Origin of the sequence: Streptomyces sp. NPDC058872 (assembly GCF_042743065.1) — a bacterium.
Lineage (GTDB): Bacteria > Actinomycetota > Actinomycetes > Streptomycetales > Streptomycetaceae > Streptomyces.
The window spans coordinates 1-15,892 of the sequence record NZ_JBHYMK010000012.1 but is presented as its reverse complement, the minus strand read 5'-3'; the positions used below and the strand labels follow the sequence as shown (position 1 = coordinate 15,892).

At 69.9% G+C, this 15,892-nt stretch carries 11 protein-coding genes, 1 rRNA gene and 1 pseudogene; 4 read left to right on the top strand and 9 right to left on the bottom strand.

Annotation, left to right across the window (positions count from 1 at the left end):
• Positions 1-10: 10 nt before the first annotated feature.
• Positions 11-2,815 carry a preprotein translocase subunit SecA gene (secA, locus tag ACFW22_RS09935; RefSeq protein WP_386401168.1) on the bottom strand — a complete coding sequence of 935 codons (2,805 nt, stop codon included), beginning with the start codon at positions 2,813-2,815 and terminating at the stop codon, positions 11-13.
• A 240-nt stretch (positions 2,816-3,055) separates the two neighbouring features.
• Between secA and ACFW22_RS09930 the strand changes: the two genes are divergently transcribed.
• Together ACFW22_RS09930 and ACFW22_RS09925 are read left to right on the top strand one after the other, a co-directional pair.
• Complete coding sequence (locus tag ACFW22_RS09930) at positions 3,056-3,646, top strand: GNAT family N-acetyltransferase (protein WP_386401165.1); 591 nt, start codon at positions 3,056-3,058, stop codon at positions 3,644-3,646.
• A 47-nt stretch (positions 3,647-3,693) separates the two neighbouring features.
• Entirely contained in the window at positions 3,694-4,857 is a 1,164-nt protein-coding gene (locus tag ACFW22_RS09925) for a winged helix-turn-helix domain-containing protein (protein WP_386401163.1), read from the top strand.
• A 71-nt stretch (positions 4,858-4,928) separates the two neighbouring features.
• Here the strand turns inward: ACFW22_RS09925 and ACFW22_RS09920 are convergent, their stop codons facing one another.
• The 6 genes from ACFW22_RS09920 to mtrA all read right to left on the bottom strand — a co-directional run bounded on the left by ACFW22_RS09920 (position 4,929) and on the right by mtrA (position 12,390).
• The gene (locus ACFW22_RS09920) at positions 4,929-5,681 is read right to left on the bottom strand and encodes a response regulator (RefSeq protein WP_386401161.1); all 753 of its coding nucleotides are present in this window, start codon (positions 5,679-5,681) and stop codon (positions 4,929-4,931) included.
• A 210-nt stretch (positions 5,682-5,891) separates the two neighbouring features.
• Entirely contained in the window at positions 5,892-6,572 is a 681-nt protein-coding gene (gene hpf / locus ACFW22_RS09915) for a ribosome hibernation-promoting factor, HPF/YfiA family (protein ID WP_384872005.1), read from the bottom strand.
• Between the two features lie 296 nt (positions 6,573-6,868).
• Entirely contained in the window at positions 6,869-7,672 is an 804-nt protein-coding gene (locus ACFW22_RS09910; protein ID WP_386401159.1) for a ComF family protein, read from the bottom strand.
• A gap of 159 nt (positions 7,673-7,831) precedes the next feature.
• Complete coding sequence (locus ACFW22_RS09905) at positions 7,832-9,697, bottom strand: LpqB family beta-propeller domain-containing protein (RefSeq protein WP_386401157.1); 1,866 nt, start codon at positions 9,695-9,697, stop codon at positions 7,832-7,834.
• The gene (mtrB, locus tag ACFW22_RS09900; protein WP_386401155.1) at positions 9,687-11,711 is read right to left on the bottom strand and encodes an MtrAB system histidine kinase MtrB; all 2,025 of its coding nucleotides are present in this window, start codon (positions 11,709-11,711) and stop codon (positions 9,687-9,689) included. Before mtrB ends, ACFW22_RS09905 begins: the two co-directional genes overlap by 11 nt.
• A 1-nt stretch (position 11,712) precedes the next feature.
• Positions 11,713-12,390: a two-component system response regulator MtrA gene (gene mtrA, locus ACFW22_RS09895; RefSeq protein WP_384871993.1), complete on the bottom strand. Its 678-nt coding sequence runs from the start codon at positions 12,388-12,390 to the stop codon at positions 11,713-11,715.
• A 507-nt stretch (positions 12,391-12,897) separates the two neighbouring features.
• Here mtrA and ACFW22_RS09890 point away from each other — a divergent pair.
• Together ACFW22_RS09890 and ACFW22_RS09885 are read left to right on the top strand one after the other, a co-directional pair.
• On the top strand, positions 12,898-14,100 hold the full coding sequence (locus ACFW22_RS09890) for a hypothetical protein (protein WP_386401152.1): 1,203 nt from the start codon (positions 12,898-12,900) through the stop codon (positions 14,098-14,100).
• A gap of 319 nt (positions 14,101-14,419) precedes the next feature.
• Positions 14,420-14,623, top strand: coding sequence for a hypothetical protein (locus ACFW22_RS09885; protein ID WP_386401150.1), 204 nt, complete (start codon positions 14,420-14,422; stop codon positions 14,621-14,623).
• 421 nt (positions 14,624-15,044) lie between these two features.
• Here the strand turns inward: ACFW22_RS09885 and ACFW22_RS09880 are convergent.
• Together ACFW22_RS09880 and rrf are read right to left on the bottom strand one after the other, a co-directional pair.
• Positions 15,045-15,232: pseudogene (locus ACFW22_RS09880) on the bottom strand (transposase); the annotation flags it as partial.
• Positions 15,233-15,642: 410 nt separating this feature from the next.
• Positions 15,643-15,759: ribosomal RNA gene (gene rrf, locus ACFW22_RS09875) — 5S ribosomal RNA — on the bottom strand.
• Positions 15,760-15,892: the final 133 nt, after the last annotated feature.

Genomic DNA, 15,892 nt, shown 5'->3' with positions numbered 1-15,892 from the left:
GCTCAGAAGGTCACTTCTTGCGGCGGCGCCCGCCGCTCGCGTTCTTCTGCGCCTTGCGCCGCTCCGCGCGGGTCATGCCGTCCTCGGAGGCGAAGTCGCCCTCGATGACGCCGCCGTCGCCGTCCACGGTCGGCGCCGAGAAGTGCAGCCGGTCCGGCCGCTGCGGGGCTTCGAGCCCCTTGGCGCGGATCTCCGGACGCCCGTTGCCCGGCACGGCGTCACGGGGCGCGTCCTCCTTGGCGAGCGAGGGAGCGCCCGCCTGCACCGGGACCTCCTCGACCTGCTGCTCGACCTGGACCTCCAGGTTGAACAGGTAGCCGACGGACTCCTCCTTGATGCCCTCCATCATGGCGGTGAACATGTCGAAGCCCTCGCGCTGGTACTCGACCAGCGGGTCCTTCTGCGCCATCGCGCGCAGGCCGATGCCCTCCTGGAGGTAGTCCATCTCGTAGAGGTGCTCGCGCCACTTGCGGTCCAGCACCGAGAGGACCACGCGCCGCTCCAGCTCACGCATGATGTCCGGGCCGAGCTGCGCCTCGCGCGCCTCGTACTGCTCGTGGATGTCGTCCTTGATGGACTCGGCGATGAACTCGGCGGTGATCCCCGCCCGGTCCCCGGCCGCGTCCTCCAGCTCCTCCACGGTGACCTTCACCGGGTAGAGCTGCTTGAAGGCGTTCCACAGGCGGTCGAGGTCCCACTCCTCCGCGAAGCCCTCGGCGGTCTCCTGGCGGATGTAGTCGTCGATCGTGTCGTCCATGAAGTGGCGGACCTGCTCGTGCAGGTCCTCGCCCTCCAGGACGCGGCGCCGCTCGCCGTAGATGACCTCGCGCTGACGGTTGAGGACCTCGTCGTACTTCAGGACGTTCTTGCGCGTCTCGAAGTTCTGGGTCTCGACCTGCGACTGGGCGGAGGCGATGGCACGGGTGACCATCTTGTTCTCGATCGGCACGTCGTCCGGGACGTTGGCCATGGCCATCACGCGCTCGACCATCTGCGCCTTGAACAGCCGCATCAGGTCGTCGCCGAGCGAGAGGTAGAAACGGGACTCACCGGGGTCGCCCTGACGGCCGGAACGACCACGGAGCTGGTTGTCGATGCGGCGCGACTCGTGGCGCTCGGTGCCGAGGACGTACAGCCCGCCGAGGTCCTTGACCTCTTCGAACTCCGCCTTCACGGCCTTCTCGGCGCGCTCCATGGCGGCGGGAAGGGCAGCGGCCCACTCCTCGACGTGCTCCACCGGGTCCAGACCCGCCTGGCGCAGCTCGGCCTCGGCGAGGTCGTCCGGGTTGCCGCCGAGCTTGATGTCCGTACCACGACCGGCCATGTTGGTGGCGACGGTGACGGCGCCGCGGCGGCCGGCCTGAGCGACGATCGTGGCCTCGCGCTCGTGGTGCTTGGCGTTGAGGACCTCGTGCGGAACGCCACGCTTGGCGAGCTGCTGCGAGAGGTACTCGGACTTCTCGACGGAGGTCGTGCCGACGAGGACCGGCTGGCCCTTCTCGTGCTTCTCCGCGATGTCGTCGACGACGGCGGCGAACTTGGCGACCTCGGTCCGGTAGATCAGGTCGGACTGGTCCTTGCGCTGCATCGGCCGGTTCGTCGGGATCGGGACGACGCCGAGCTTGTAGATCTGGTGGAACTCCGCGGCCTCGGTCATGGCCGTGCCGGTCATGCCGGAGAGCTTGTCGTAGAGGCGGAAGAAGTTCTGCAGGGTGATCGTGGCGAGGGTCTGGTTCTCGTCCTTGATCTGCACCCCCTCCTTCGCCTCGATCGCCTGGTGCATGCCCTCGTTGTAGCGGCGCCCGGCGAGGATGCGGCCGGTGTGCTCGTCGACGATCATGACTTCGCCGTCCATGACGACGTAGTCCTTGTCCTTCTTGAACAGCTCCTTCGCCTTGATGGCGTTGTTCAAGTAGCCGACGAGCGGGGTGTTCACCGACTCGTAGAGGTTGTCGATGCCCAGCCAGTCCTCGACCTTGGCGACGCCCGCCTCGTGGATGGCGACGGTGCGCTTCTTCTCGTCGACCTCGTAGTCGCCGGTCTCCTCGATGCCCTTGAGCGGGTTGCCCGGCTCGCCCGGGGTCAGGCGGGTCACCAGCTTGGCGAAGTCGCCGTACCACTTGGTGGCCTGGTCGGCGGGGCCGGAGATGATCAGCGGCGTACGGGCCTCGTCGACGAGGATGGAGTCGACCTCGTCGACACAGGCGAAGTTGTGGCCGCGCTGGACGAGCTCGTCCTTGGACCAGGCCATGTTGTCGCGCAGGTAGTCGAAGCCGAACTCGTTGTTCGTGCCGTAGGTGATGTCGCAGTTGTACTGCTCGCGGCGCTGGGCCGGCGTCATGTTCGCCAGGATGCAGCCGACGGTCAGACCGAGGAACTTGTGCACCCGGCCCATGAGCTCGGAGTCCCGCTCGGCCAGGTAGTCGTTGACCGTGATCAGGTGCACGCCCTTGCCGGAGAGCGCATTGAGGTAGGCGGGGAGCGTGCCGACGAGGGTCTTGCCCTCACCGGTCTTCATCTCGGCGACGTGGCCGAGGTGGAGCGCGGCGCCGCCCATCAGCTGGACGTCGTAGTGGCGCTGGCCGAGGACGCGCTTGGCTGCTTCGCGAACGGTCGCGAAGGCCTCGGGCATCAGGTCGTCGAGGCTCTCGCCGTCGGCGTACCGCTGCTTGTACTCCTCGGTGAGCGCCCGCAGGTCGGCGTCGGAGAGGTTGACGAAGTCCTCTTCGATGGAGTTGACCTGGTCCGCGATGCGGTGCAGTTTGCGCAGGATCTTGCCTTCGCCTGCACGCATGAGCTTGTTGAAGACGGACACTGAGGCTGGTCTCCTTGCCGGTCGGGCCTGGCACTGGGTCTTGTGATGGACGCGAGCGCGGGCACGGCAGGTGGTCCCCACCGCAACGGCCATCGTAAGCGAGACCGCCCTTGCACTGGGAGGCCCGCAGTGCCGAAGCCGCACGTCCGCCCGTAGAGGAGAACGCGCGAGGTGGGCGGAAGGTGCCGCCTCATCCGAAAAGTGTTCGCTTCGAGCCCGTCCGGTCACCACAATCCCGACATGGAACCCATCACCCTCAGCACCGACCGCCTGCGACTGCGCGCCTTCGTCCCCGAGGACGTCGACAGGGTGTACGAGATCTGCCAGGACCCCACCATCCAGCGGTGGACCGTCGTGCCCTCCCCGTACCGCCGCGAGGACGCCTCCTTCTTCCTCGAGCGCCTGGTCCCGGACGGTTGGCGGGACGACACCGAGTACACCTTCGCCGTGGAGCCGCTGGAGGGCGGCCCGCTCTTCGCCGCGACCGGCCTGCACGCCCGCGACACCGGGGTCTGGGAGATCGGCTTCTGGATGGCGCCCGAGCAGCGGGGCCACGGCTACATGACCGAGGCCGTGCGCGCCCTGGCCCACTGGGCCTTCACCGGTCTCGGCTGCGTCCGGCTGGTCTGGCGCGCCGAGGTCGGCAACACGGCCTCGCGGGCGGTGGCCGAGCGGGTGGGCTTCGTCCCGGAGGGCGTCCAGCGCGCCGGACTCGCCAACAAAAACACCCTCCGGGACGGCTGGGTGGGCTCCCTGCTCCCCTCCGACTTCGGCCTGCCCAGCCCCCTGCCGTACCTCCCCGCCCGCGACCTGCCGACCGGCGCCGCATGAGGCCGGGGCGGGGCCCGCTGTCAGTACCGGGACCTAGGGTGCCGTCCATGACGACTGCGCCGCGCCCCGCCGCCGAACTGTCCGCCGACGAAGCCCGCAGGATCGCGCTGCGCGCCCAGGGCTTCCTGGGCGCCCCCGACCGCAGGGCCGGGGTGCGCGGGGTGCTCCGGTCCCTCGGCCAGGTCCAACTGGACACCATTTCGGTCCTCGCCCGCTCCCACGAACTCATCCCCTACGCGCGCCTCGGGGCCGTCGGCCGGGCGACGGTGGAGGACGCGTACTGGACGGGGGCACACGCATTCGAGTACTGGTCGCACGCCGCCTGCGTCCTGCCGGTGGAGGAGTGGCCGCACTTCGCCTTCCGCCGGCGCGCCTACCGCAACCGCCCGCACTGGGGTCACGACCTGTCGGCCGGTGCGTACGACAAGGTGATCGACCAGCTGCGGGCCGAGGGACCGCAGACGGCGACCGAACTGGGCGGCGCGAAGAACAAGGGCGAGTGGTGGGACTGGTCCGACGCCAAGATCGCCGTCGAGCGGGCACTGATGTACGGCGAGGTGGTGGTCGTCGAGCGGCGCGGTTGGAAGCGGGTCTACGACCTGGCCGAGCGGGCGGTCCCGCAGGCGCTGTTCCACGACGACCTGGCGGATGCCGAATGCGTGCGGCGGCTGGTGCGGCAGGCCGGCGAAGCGCTGGGCGTGGGCACCCGTGCGGACATCGCCGACTACCACCGGATCAAGGGCGAACAGTTCGACGCGGTGGTCGAGGCCTCGGGCCTGGTGCCCGTGACGGTGGCGGGCTGGGGGAAGCCCGCCTGGGCGGACCCGGCGGCGCTCGCCACGGAGCCGCGCGGCCGGCACCGCACGACGTTGCTCTCCCCGTTCGACTCGCTGATCTGGGAGCGGGCCCGGACGGAGCGGATCTTCGGCTTCACCCACCGCCTGGAGGCGTACGTGCCGAAGCAGAAGCGGGTCCACGGTTACTTCGCCATGCCGGTCCTCGCCGGGGGGCGCCTGGTCGGCCGGGTGGATCCGGCGCGGGAGGGCAGGACCCTGGTCGCCCGACAGGTGACGCTGGACGGCCCGAAGGCGGTGCCGGCGGTGGCCCGGGCCCTGGGGGAGGCCGCCGCGTGGGTCGGCTGCGATGCGGTGGCGGTCGAGCGGGTCGATGCCCCGGAGCTGGCGAAGGACCTGGTGGCGGCCCTGGGGTGAGGCCGTCCGCGGTCCCCGTCGGACCGGCGCGCGGCTGCGGTGCGCGGCGGGGCGGGGCCGGTTCGGGTGGCCTACCGGATTTCGAGGATCTTCTCCCGCATCGCGTACACCACGGCCTCCATGCGCGAGTGCAGCTGCAGCTTCTCCAGGATGTTCCGGACGTGGTTCTTCACCGTGTTCTCGGAGATGAACAGTTCCTTGGCGATGTCACGGTTGTTCATCCCGGTCGCGACGAGCTTGAGGACCTCCAGCTCCCGGTCGGTCAACCGGGGGGCCGGCACGAGCCTGCGCTCGTCGGTGCGCTGGATCATCGACTTGAACTCGGTGAGCAGCTTGGACGCCATGGACGGGCTGATCTGCGATTGTCCGTCCGCAACCGCGCGGATCGCCGTCGCGACCTCGTCGGTGGAGATCTCCTTCAGGAGGTAGCCGGTCGCCCCCGCCTTGATCGCTTCGTAGAGGTCGGCCTCCTCGTCGCTGATCGTCAACATGATGATCTTGGCGCTGGGGGCCACCTCCTTGATGGAGGTGCACGCCTCGATGCCGCCGCGCCGGGGCATCCGCACGTCCATCAGGACGATGTCCGGCAGGAGGTCGGCCGCCTTGTCGACGGCCTCGGCGCCGTCGCCGGCCTCGCCGACGACCTGGATGTCCTCCTCCTGGGCGAGGACGATCTCGAGTCCGCGACGGAAGAGGGCGTGGTCGTCCACGACGAGGACCCTGATCGGCTCCTTGCGGAACGCTCCGCCGTCCGCGTCCGATCCCTCCGGGACCGCACCACCGTGCTCGCGCCCGCTGAGCACCGGTCCGAAGCTGTCCGCCATCGTTCCTCCCCCTGAAGGCCGTGGCCTGAATTCGTTTCCGGTCCGCCAACCCGTACTCCACGAGCACCGGTTGGCGTGCGCGCCATGATTTCATGCCCGGACGACGACGGGGTGATCCACGGGCGCACAGGGGTGCCCCTGGGAGGCGCAGCGCGCTCCAGGGGCACCGAGTGGAACACCTCTCGGTCGGAGGTGGTGCGGGCGGCTCGTTCAGCCGCCGAGGGCACCGCCGGCGCCGCCGCCCTCGGCGAGCGGGTCGCTCTCCAAGTGGATGACGCCGTAGTCGTACGCGTGTCGCCGGTAGACGACGCTCGGCTGCTTGGTGTCGGAGTCGACGAAGAGGTAGAAGTCGTGCCCGACCAGTTCCATCTCGTAGAGCGCCTGGTCGAGCGTCATCGGTGCGGCCCGGTGGGTCTTCTCCCGGACCACCAGGGGGCCTTCGCCCTGGACCTCGATGGAGCCCATCATCGTGGTGGGCACCTTGTCGGTCTCGTCGGCGACGAGCTGGCCGTCCCCGTTCAGCTGGGCGGCACCGGGGACCACGTCCCCGACCTCGGCCGCCGACAGCCTGCCGTTCCCGCGGCGGGTGTACCGCTTGTCGTGCTGCTTGCGCAGTCGTGCCTCGAGCTTGTCGCTGGCGAGGTCGAGCGCTGCGTACGGGTCGCCTGCCGCAGCTTCCGCCCGGATCACCGGGCCTCGGGAGTGGAGGGTGATCTCCACGCGGTCGGACCGGTCGGCCTGCCGCGGGTTGTGCTCCTTGGACACCTCGACGTCGAGGCTGATCACCTTGCCGTCGAGCTTCTGGATCTTCTCCAGCTTCAGCTTCTCGGCCACGTGCTTGCGGAACCGCTCGGGCACCTCGGTCTTGCGGCCCTTGACGACGATGTCCACGCAGAACTCCGTTCCCGGATCGCCCTGGTCGGCTCCTTGGCCGCCGGGCATCTCCCTTTGCACCAGACTCCGGATGGATTACCGGAGCTCGGACTTGGCGACTTCGCCCTCCTCCTCCCCAGTCGACAAGATCTCCACCCCATCGACAAGAGGTTAATTCGCCCTGAACTCCTGTCCTGTAGGCGCAACCATGTATTCGGTGAGGCGATGGCGTTCACCATTCCTCACAACCGAACATAGCCCCTTCGGACGGGTGTTGGCACCCGCTACCGCGACATACCTCCGATCGGGTGCTTTCACCTCTCACCACCTGCAACGATCCAAGATCCCCGCGAGTTCCGGTTTATTTCGAACGAGGCGGGAGAGGATGCGATCACGGCCGCCACCTGCTGTTCGATTTCGCCTTGTGTCGAACCGGTCGGTAAGCCGTGCGGTATTCCAGGAATGAACGGAAGGCGAACGGCTGCGAGGGCGCGCGCCGCCTCGGCGAGCGAGGCCCCCGTCGTCATCAGGTCGTCCACGAGCACGACCCTTCCCGTGCCGAGGAGACGTGCCCCGCCCGGCACCACCCGGAGCGCCCCGTCGAGGTTGGCGAGCCGCCCACGCGCCCCGAGCCCTGACTGGTCCGCCACGCGCCGCCGGTGCCGGAGCACCGGCAGGACGCGCGTCGGCCTCCCCGCCTTCCGCAGCCGCCCCGCTGCGGACAGCGCGATCCGCCGCATCGGATCATGGCCACGTGCCCGTACGGAGCGCCGCGAGGACGGCACCGGTACGAGGAGGAGCGGACGGCCCGTGGCGTCCGCTGGCGGGCCCGTGGCGGCCTCCACGGCCCCGGCCAGGGCTTCGCCCAGGGGGCGGGCGAGGGGGAGGGCACCGCGCTCCTTGTGGGCGAGGAGCAGTTCCCTGACGGCATCGGCGTACGGCGCGGCAGCGTGGACCACCGGCAGCCCGGCGGGCTCGGGTGCGGGCCTCACCCTGCGCGGCGCCGCCCCGAGGAGCGCATCCGCGCACTCCGGGCACAGCTCCGCCCGTGGTCTGCCACAGCCGCCGCAGGCGACCGGCAGCACCAGCCCGACGACCTCGTGCCACCACCCCCGCATGGCTCCACTGTGCGCCTTCGCGCGCCACCCGGCCACCCCTGTGGAAAACCCCTCCGACGCCCCCGAAGTCCGTCAAGTGCAGTCGTCCCCACCCGGTCGCGCGGAGCCGTCTGCGGCCGGGGAACCGCACCGCGCGCGGCGCCCCGGCAGGGGGTCGGCCTACCCCGGGTAGACCGGGGAGGAGCCCTTCTTGGCCACGGGCTGCCAGTTCGTTCCGGGGGCCAGCCGCACGATGCCGTCATCACCCGACACGGCCACCACCGGCGCCGCGTCCGTGTGCGGGGCGGCCACCGAGGTCACCCCGTTCAGCCCGGGGAGCACCGCGGTGGTGGAAGTCGACCCGTCGGTCTGGAGGTAACGGACCTGCTGGACGCCGCCCGCCTCCTTGCCGACCACGAGGAGCCGACTGGGTCCTGCCCAGGAAACGGCCGTGACGGACTCCAGTCGAGGTGCGGCGGGCTGCGGGTCCAGGACCGAGACGACCGTCTCCTCGTCATTGGTCTGCCGCTGGACCCGGCCGATCTGCAGGGTCGTGTGGTCACCCCGCGTCACCGCCATGGCGATCCGCACCCCGTCCGCGGAGACCCTCAGCGACTCGATGCGCGCGCCGTCGTCCAACCAGGGCGTGCGGACCTTGACGGGCTGGCCGGTGCCGCCCGGCACCATCCACAGCTGGGGCGCGGCGGGGTCACGATCGGCGACCCACAGATCGCCCTTGCCGTCCCAGCTGGGCGCGGACAACCGGTCCTCGGGTCGGACCGCCCGGCTCGTCAGGACCGGCGGCAGCGGCTCGCCCTCCGTGGTGATGGAGGAGACGACCAGTTCGCGACCGGTCTCACTGGTCCCGGCAGCCCGGGTCTCGCCCCGGTCGACGGCGACCGAACCGAGCGGCACCGTGCCCTTGCCGAGGGGCCCCGGAACCTGGATCGGCGCGTTCGGCTCCTTGCCCCCGACGACCAGCATCATCAGCTTGCCGTGCTCGTCGACGAAGTACGGGTTCTCCTTGCCGCTGGTGTTCCGCACGGCCGCGAACTCCGCCGCCTGCCCCTGTCCCAACCGGCACAGGAAACGCCTGTGCGAGTCCAGGAGCTCCACCTGCTCGACGTTGACGGAGGTCAGGTCGCGCAGGGTGAACAACAGCTGGACCGCCATCCGTCGGCAGGCCTCGCCGCCGATCCCGTCCGCCTTGTCGTTGAGCGGCACCCTCAGCGTGGACTGGTCGTCCGGGGCCAGGCTGGTGACCCCGCTCTTCAGTTCCGTGCCGGAGGGGAACTGGGAGTCGACGGCCGGCTTCAGCCAGTTCGTCGGCCCTTCGAGCAGCGCCCTGACCGTCTGCGTCACCGGATCCATCCGGGTGACCGGGTCCTGCCGCTGCCGGATGTAGACGGGATCGGCGACGACCCAGTTCTCCCCGGAGGCGAAGTAGTACTTGTTGACGGAACGGTAGTTCCGGAGGAAGTCGGCCTCGCCGAGGATCAGGCCGGGCGGAAGGCTGTCGATGCGCCACTCCTTGCCCTTGCCCTTCGCAGTCGGCTGCTGCACGACGTGGATCGACTGGAGGTACTCGGCGGGACTGACCGGCTGGTACGCGTGCCGGGCGTCCACGGTCGCGATCTTCCGGCCGGAGAGCGGGAAGGAACGGCCCGGGCTGTCGGGGTCCGCGTTGCGGTCCGCCTGGTCGCGGTTGGGGGCCGTGGTGAGCACGGTGATGCTCTCCTCCGGCTTCCAGTTCTGCGCGGCCTTCTCCGTGAGGTACTTGCGGGCCGTGGCGAAGCCGGGATCGTCACTGGTCATGGCTTCCAGGAAGCCGTCGACGATCTCCTTCGGGTCGGCGTTCTCCCGGGGGGCGACGGCGTAGACCCGCACCTGCGAGTCACCCGTGTTGGGTCCCTTCACCTGCTGCACGTCCCCGCTGTCGGGCATCGTGGCGCACCCGGTCGCCAGCAGGCCTCCGCACGCGGCCAGCACCAGCACCCGGGCGCTCCGTCGCCGGCCCGCACGTTCCGCTCGGGAGTCAGCTCCCACGTGTCCCGTCCTCCCACTCCAGATGTCCGTTCCCGCCGGCCGTCGCCGTACCCGCCCCACCGTCGCCGTCCGGTGTCGCCCGCGCCACCACCCGGGCGCCGCTGCCGGGCAGCGCCGTCGGATCGACGGTCGCCCGCGAGGGCGCGGGCAGTCTCGGGGGCACGGGAAGGTGCGGCCGGTCGCCCGCCGGCTGTGTCGGCACCGCGGCCCGGGAGTCGCGCTCCCGGGCCCGTCCGGCGGCGGCCTGCTCGCGGTTGCGCCGCGAGTCCTCGGGCTCCAGGGGTATCGGGGAGCCCCGCAGCGGCTCGTCCGCGGTGCGCGGCAGGGTGAGTCGGAACTGTGAGCCTCCGCCGGGCTCCCCCCAGGCCTGGAGCCAGCCGCCGTGCAGCCGCGCGTCCTCGACGGCGATGGACAGGCCGAGGCCGGTGCCACCGGTGGTGCGCGCCCGCGCGGGGTCGGCGCGCCAGAAGCGGTTGAAGACCCGGGTGGCCTCGCCCGGCTTCAGGCCGACGCCGTAGTCGCGGACGGCGACGGCGACGGCCCCGCCCGCGGCGGCGAGCTTCACCACGACGTCACGGCCCTCGCCGTGCTCGACGGCGTTGACGACGAGGTTGCGCAGCACCCGCTCGACCCGGCGGGCGTCCGCCTCGGCCACCACGGGCTGTTCGTCTCCGACGACCACGATCCGGGTGCCCTTGCGTTCGGCGAGGGGCTCGGCGCCGCCGATGACGCGGCGGACGACCTGGCGCAGGTCTATCGGCTCGGCCTCCAGGGCCGCCGCCCCCGCGTCGAAGCGGCTGATCTCCAGGAGGTCGGAGAGCAGTGACTCGAAGCGGTCGAGCTGGTCCCCGAGGAGTTCGGCGGAGCGGGCGGTGACGGGGTCGAAGTCGACGCGCGCCTCGTGGATGACGTCAGCGGCCATCCGCACGGTCGTCAGCGGGGTCCGCAGCTCGTGCGAAACGTCGGAGACGAACCGCCGCTGCATCCGCGAGAGGTCCTCCAGCTGCTGGATCTTGAGCTGGAGGTTGGAGGCCATCTTGTTGAAGGCCTCGCCGAGGCGTGCGATGTCGTCCTCGCCGGTCACCTTCATCCGCTCCTGGAGCCGGCCCGCCGAGAGCCGCTCGGCGATTCCTGCGGCCATCCGCACGGGTGTGACGACCTGGCGCACCATGAGCCAGGCGATGGCGCCGAGCAGGACGACGACGAAGAGCCCTGCGGTCGCCAGGGTCCCCTTGACCAGGGTGAGGGAGTCCTCCTCCTGGGCCAGTGGGAAGAGGTAGTAGAGCTCGTACTGATCGCCGTCGGCGTCGTTCAGTCGCTTGCCGATCACCAACCCGGGCTCGGAGGCCTTGCTGCTGGTGTAGTGGATCCGCGTGAACTTCTGGAAGGTTCCGGTGCCCTGGGCCACCCAGTGCCGCAGGTCAGCGGGGATGCTCGTGATCGGATCGACCTCGCCGGAGGCACGGGCGCCGCGGTTCGCGGTGTCCCCGCCGTCGCGGGAGAGCGCGACCACGTTGAAGGCGCTCTGGCCACCACTGGCAAGCTGCTCGACCAGCGTGGAGCGCCAGTTCAGGGAGGTGCCGACCCGCACCCCGTCCTGCTGTCCGGGCGCGGCGGGCGTGGTCGGGGTGGTTGCCGCCCTGTCCTGGGCCGCGGAGAACCCTCCGGCGGCCTGGCTCTGGGCGGCCTTCTCCTTCGCGTCGAGCAGCCCGTTGCGGACCTGCCCGATGACGACGATGCCGAGCAGCAGCACCACGCCGAGGGACATCAGCAGGGTGCCCGCGACGATCCGCAGCTGGATGTTGCGCCGCCACAGCCGCACGGCGGGCAGCAGCGGTCTGCGGATCCAGCGCGCGAAGAGCCGGAGGACCGACCCACCGCGCGTGCCGTCCCCCGAGAGCCGTCCCTGACGGAGCAGACGGCCGAAACGCGGGCCCCCCCGCCCCGGTCCGGCAGCCCGCCCCGTACGGACTCCCGGGTCCCCGGGCTTCGGAGCAGTACTGCCCGTACTCATGTCAGCTCGGTCCTGCCTTGTAACCGACGCCGCGGACGGTCACCACGATCTCCGGGCGCTCGGGGTCCTTCTCGACCTTCGAGCGCAGTCGCTGGACGTGCACGTTGACCAGCCGGGTGTCGGCCGCGTGCCGGTAGCCCCACACCTGCTCAAGCAGGACCTCACGGGTGAAGACCTGCCACGGCTTGCGCGCCAGCGCGACCAGCAGGTCGAACTCCAACGGGGTGAGGGCGATGGCCTGCCCGTCCCGCTTCACCGAGTGGCCCGCCACGTCGATGACCAGGTCACCGATGGTGAGCTGCTCCGGAGCCGGTTCCTCGGACCTCCGCAGCCTCGCCCGGATGCGGGCGACGAGCTCCTTCGGCTTGAACGGCTTCACGATGTAGTCGTCGGCGCCCGACTCCAAGCCCACGACCACGTCGACGGTGTCGCTCTTGGCGGTGAGCATCACGATCGGCACGCCCGACTCGGCCCTGATGAGCCGGCACACCTCGATGCCGTCCCGTCCGGGCAGCATCAGGTCGAGCAGCACCAGGTCGGGCTTGGCATCGCGGAAAGCAGCCAGCGCCTTGTCGCCGTCAGCGACGAACGACGGCTCGAACCCTTCACCCCGCAGCACGATGCCGAGCATCTCGGCCAGTGCGGTGTCGTCGTCGACGACAAGAACGCGTCCCTTCATATCGACATCATCCCATTTCCGTATCAGTCCTAAGGCGGCTGGTGAGATACCTCACTGACCTGCGGCGACGTCCTCGATCACTCGTCGGTGACTGCCCGTGTTCGTGGGTGCTGATGTCAGTCATGGATGTCACCCCTGTGTCCCCCGCGGTCGCGCAGAACCGTACCTCGTGTGGCCTCGTACGGCCCACGGCACGGATCGGGCTACTTCGCGGACCGTCCCTCAGCGGTCTCCCCCGCCCGGGGCGCAAGACCCTCAAGGGCGCCCCTCCAGGCCCGTCAGCGGACCGTCATCGTGCGCCTTGACCGGGCATCCGCGCAGTGTGCCGCGTAGCGCTCGCGCGATGACGGTCCGGACAAAGGTGCGAAGGAAGGGCCCACTCCGGCCCATCGGCACACCTCGCGTGGCACGATGGCACCCGGCCCGCCGCCGTCTCAGGTGTCGGCCGCCGTGACCGAGCCGGTTCGCCGATCCGGCACCGCGACCATTCCTCCGAGGTGGACGACCGTGAACGACACTCCGGGCTGGACCTCGCCCGGATCCGGCCCCTCCGACCAGCAGGGCGATACGGGAGTTCCCGCTCCCCCCGCTGCAGTCGACGCTAACGGCTCCACCCCCCAGTGGTCCAAGGAACAGCCTCCCGCCGGCCAATGGTCCCCTCCTGCAGTCCCCGCTCCGCGTCCCGCTCCCGGCCGGAACTGGGGAACCCCGCACTCCAACGCTCCTCGGGACAGGCCCCCGGCCCCGAAGCCCGGCGTCATTCCGCTGCGCCCCCTGGGCACGGGCGAGATCCTCGGCGGCGCGGTGAAGACCCTCCGCACCTACTGGGCCACCCTCCTCGCCATCACGGTCCCGGTCGCAGTGGTCTCCCAGATCGCCAATGTCCTGGCCCAGCGCTACCTCGTGCCGGTCACTCCCGGAATCGACCCGGACGCCACGCCCGCGGAGCAGCTGAGGCAGTCCCTCGACTCGACCCAGACCTCCCTGGTCGGCACGATTCCCTCCCTGTTCGTGGCGTTGATGGCTTCGCTCGTGGTCGCAGCGCTGCTGACCGTGGTCATCAGTCGTGCGGTCCTCGGGCGTCCGGTCACCCTGGGTTCCGCCTGGCAGGAGGCTCGCCCGCGTCTGCTCCAGTTGCTGGGACTGACCCTGCTGCTCTCGGTGATGAGCGTGGCCATCGTGTGCGTCGGCCTGCTCCCGGGGCTCCTGCTCGGCGGGGTCGGCGGGGGAGCCTTGGGCTTCCTCGGTGGCCTCGGCGGTCTGGTGGTGGTCATCTGGCTGATGGTCCGCTTCAGCCTCGCCTCCCCTTCCCTGATGCTGGAGCGCCAAGGGGTGGCCCTCTCCCTGAAGCGCTCGGCAAAGCTGGTGCAGGGCTCCTGGTGGCGGATCTTCGGCATCACCGTGCTGACCCAGTTGCTGATCCTCGTCTTCAGCGGGATCACCATGGCCCCGTTCACCCTCATCGGCGTCGCGGTCGACGGCGAAGGGCTCTCCGGCCTCCTTTCCGGCACCACCACGACCTTCGGCTGGCCGTTCCTCGTCGTCACGGGCATCGGCGGCGTGATCGTCAGCGTGGTCACCTACCCGATCTCGGCCGGTGTGACGGCCCTCCTCTACGTGGACCAGCGCATCCGTCGCGAAGCCCTGGACCTCGAACTGGCCCGAGCAGCAGGCGTCCCCGGTTATGGCACCAGCTCCGTCGGGGGCTGATACCACAACGGTCAGGGGACCGTCGACGTTGTTGTGGCTGCACGCCGACGGTGACGTTGAGTGGGCGTCTCCCGCGTACCCGCTCGTGAGGCGGCGGAGCGGGAGCGCCCGATCCCCAGTTGCCACGAGGACGGTCCCTGCCTCCGCCAGCACGCACTCAGAAGCTTCTGGGGCTCGACGAGCTCTTCGGCACCGCTTCCGGGGCCATTCCGAGCGGCGTCATCGGCCAGGCCGTGGTCCTGACCGGTGGTCCCGCCCCTTGCGACGGTGCAATCCGCCGACTCCCACGGCGCGCTCGGCAGCCTCGGCAACGCGACGGGTGATTTTCCCCGTCCTCATCCCCTCCGGCCGGCTGTGGGGCACCCTGCGACTCGCCGTCGCAGTCCTCCTCGCCGTGCCGTGGCGCGGGCGCCACCTCGGTCCCCTGTTCACCGAGCCCCTCGAACCCCTTCCCGTCGCCCTTCGCGCGCCCGAGACCACCGAGGGCCGCGCCCGGCTCCACCACAGGGCGAACGCCCGTTGAACGGCCGTGGCCTCCGCCCTGCGCGCCGCAACCGGTCTCGTCGCCTCCTTGCCCTATCGGGGCACGTCCTCCCCGAAGCTTCCCGGGAGTCGCCAGAACCCTTTGTGATCAATAGGTGGTGCTCGGGCTGGATAGGGTGTCCCGGACGTCAGGCATGGGGGATCGTGTTGGAGCGACGGAAAGTGATCGGGATCGGAGCGGGGCTGGCGGTCCTGCCCGTCTGGTGGCTCCTGTGGCAGGCTGCGGGCGGGACCGACGAGGACTGGCGCACCGAAACCGAGCCGCTGGAGCGGGCGTTCCCTGCGCTGGGGCCGCTCACCGACGCCCAGTGGGTGAGCAGTCGGGACGACGAGCGGGGCCTACCTTCGCCGGAGCTGGTGATCTCGGGCTTTGCCCGGTTGACGCCGGGGAAGCTTGCCGATCCGGCGAGGGCGAGGTTGTGCATGCGGGCGATGCCGAGCATGGCCTGGTGGACGCCATCGCCTTGAGACGGCAGTCTCGGAGGATCTTCCAGGTCTTCATACAGGCGAAGACGTACTCGACGCGGGCTCGGACCTGCTCGTGGGACTTGTCGTGTTCTTCTTTCCAGTCCGGGAGTTCGCTCTGGCCGCATCTACTCCATCGCGCCACAGCGTGGTCAGCAGTTCGCCGAAGCAGCGCGGGCTCAGCCCCGCGAACGGGGTTATCCAGGACGGCTCCGATGCCGTGATCACACTCGCCGCATCGTGATCATCATTCAGACCGGCCCAATGCCGAGGCAATCCCACAGTTACGCTGATCGGGGCAGTCAACCGTGCGCAAGACCCGGGGGACCGTGAACCGACCACTGCTGTTCCTTGACGTGGACGGGCCGCTCAACCCGTACGCGGCTAAGCCGGAGAGGCGTCCTGACGGCTACACCACACTCAGAGTCCCCCAGAACGACGCCTACCGGGACGACAGAGGCCTCTTCGTCAGGTGTGTGGGGTGAACGCAGAAAAGCCCCGCACCAAAAGGTGCGGGGCTTTCCCACAATGATTGTTCGGCGGTGTCCTACTCTCCCACAGGGTCCCCCCTGCAGTACCATCGGCGCTGAAAGGCTTAGCTTCCGGGTTCGGAATGTAACCGGGCGTTTCCCTAACGCTATGACCACCGAAACACTATGAAGTTGAACTCAACCGGCAAAGGGAGTTCATTGCTTCAGAACTAACACAGTGGACGCGAGCAACTGAGGACAAGCCCTCGGCCTATTAGTACCGGTCAGCTCCACCCATTACTGGGCTTCCACAT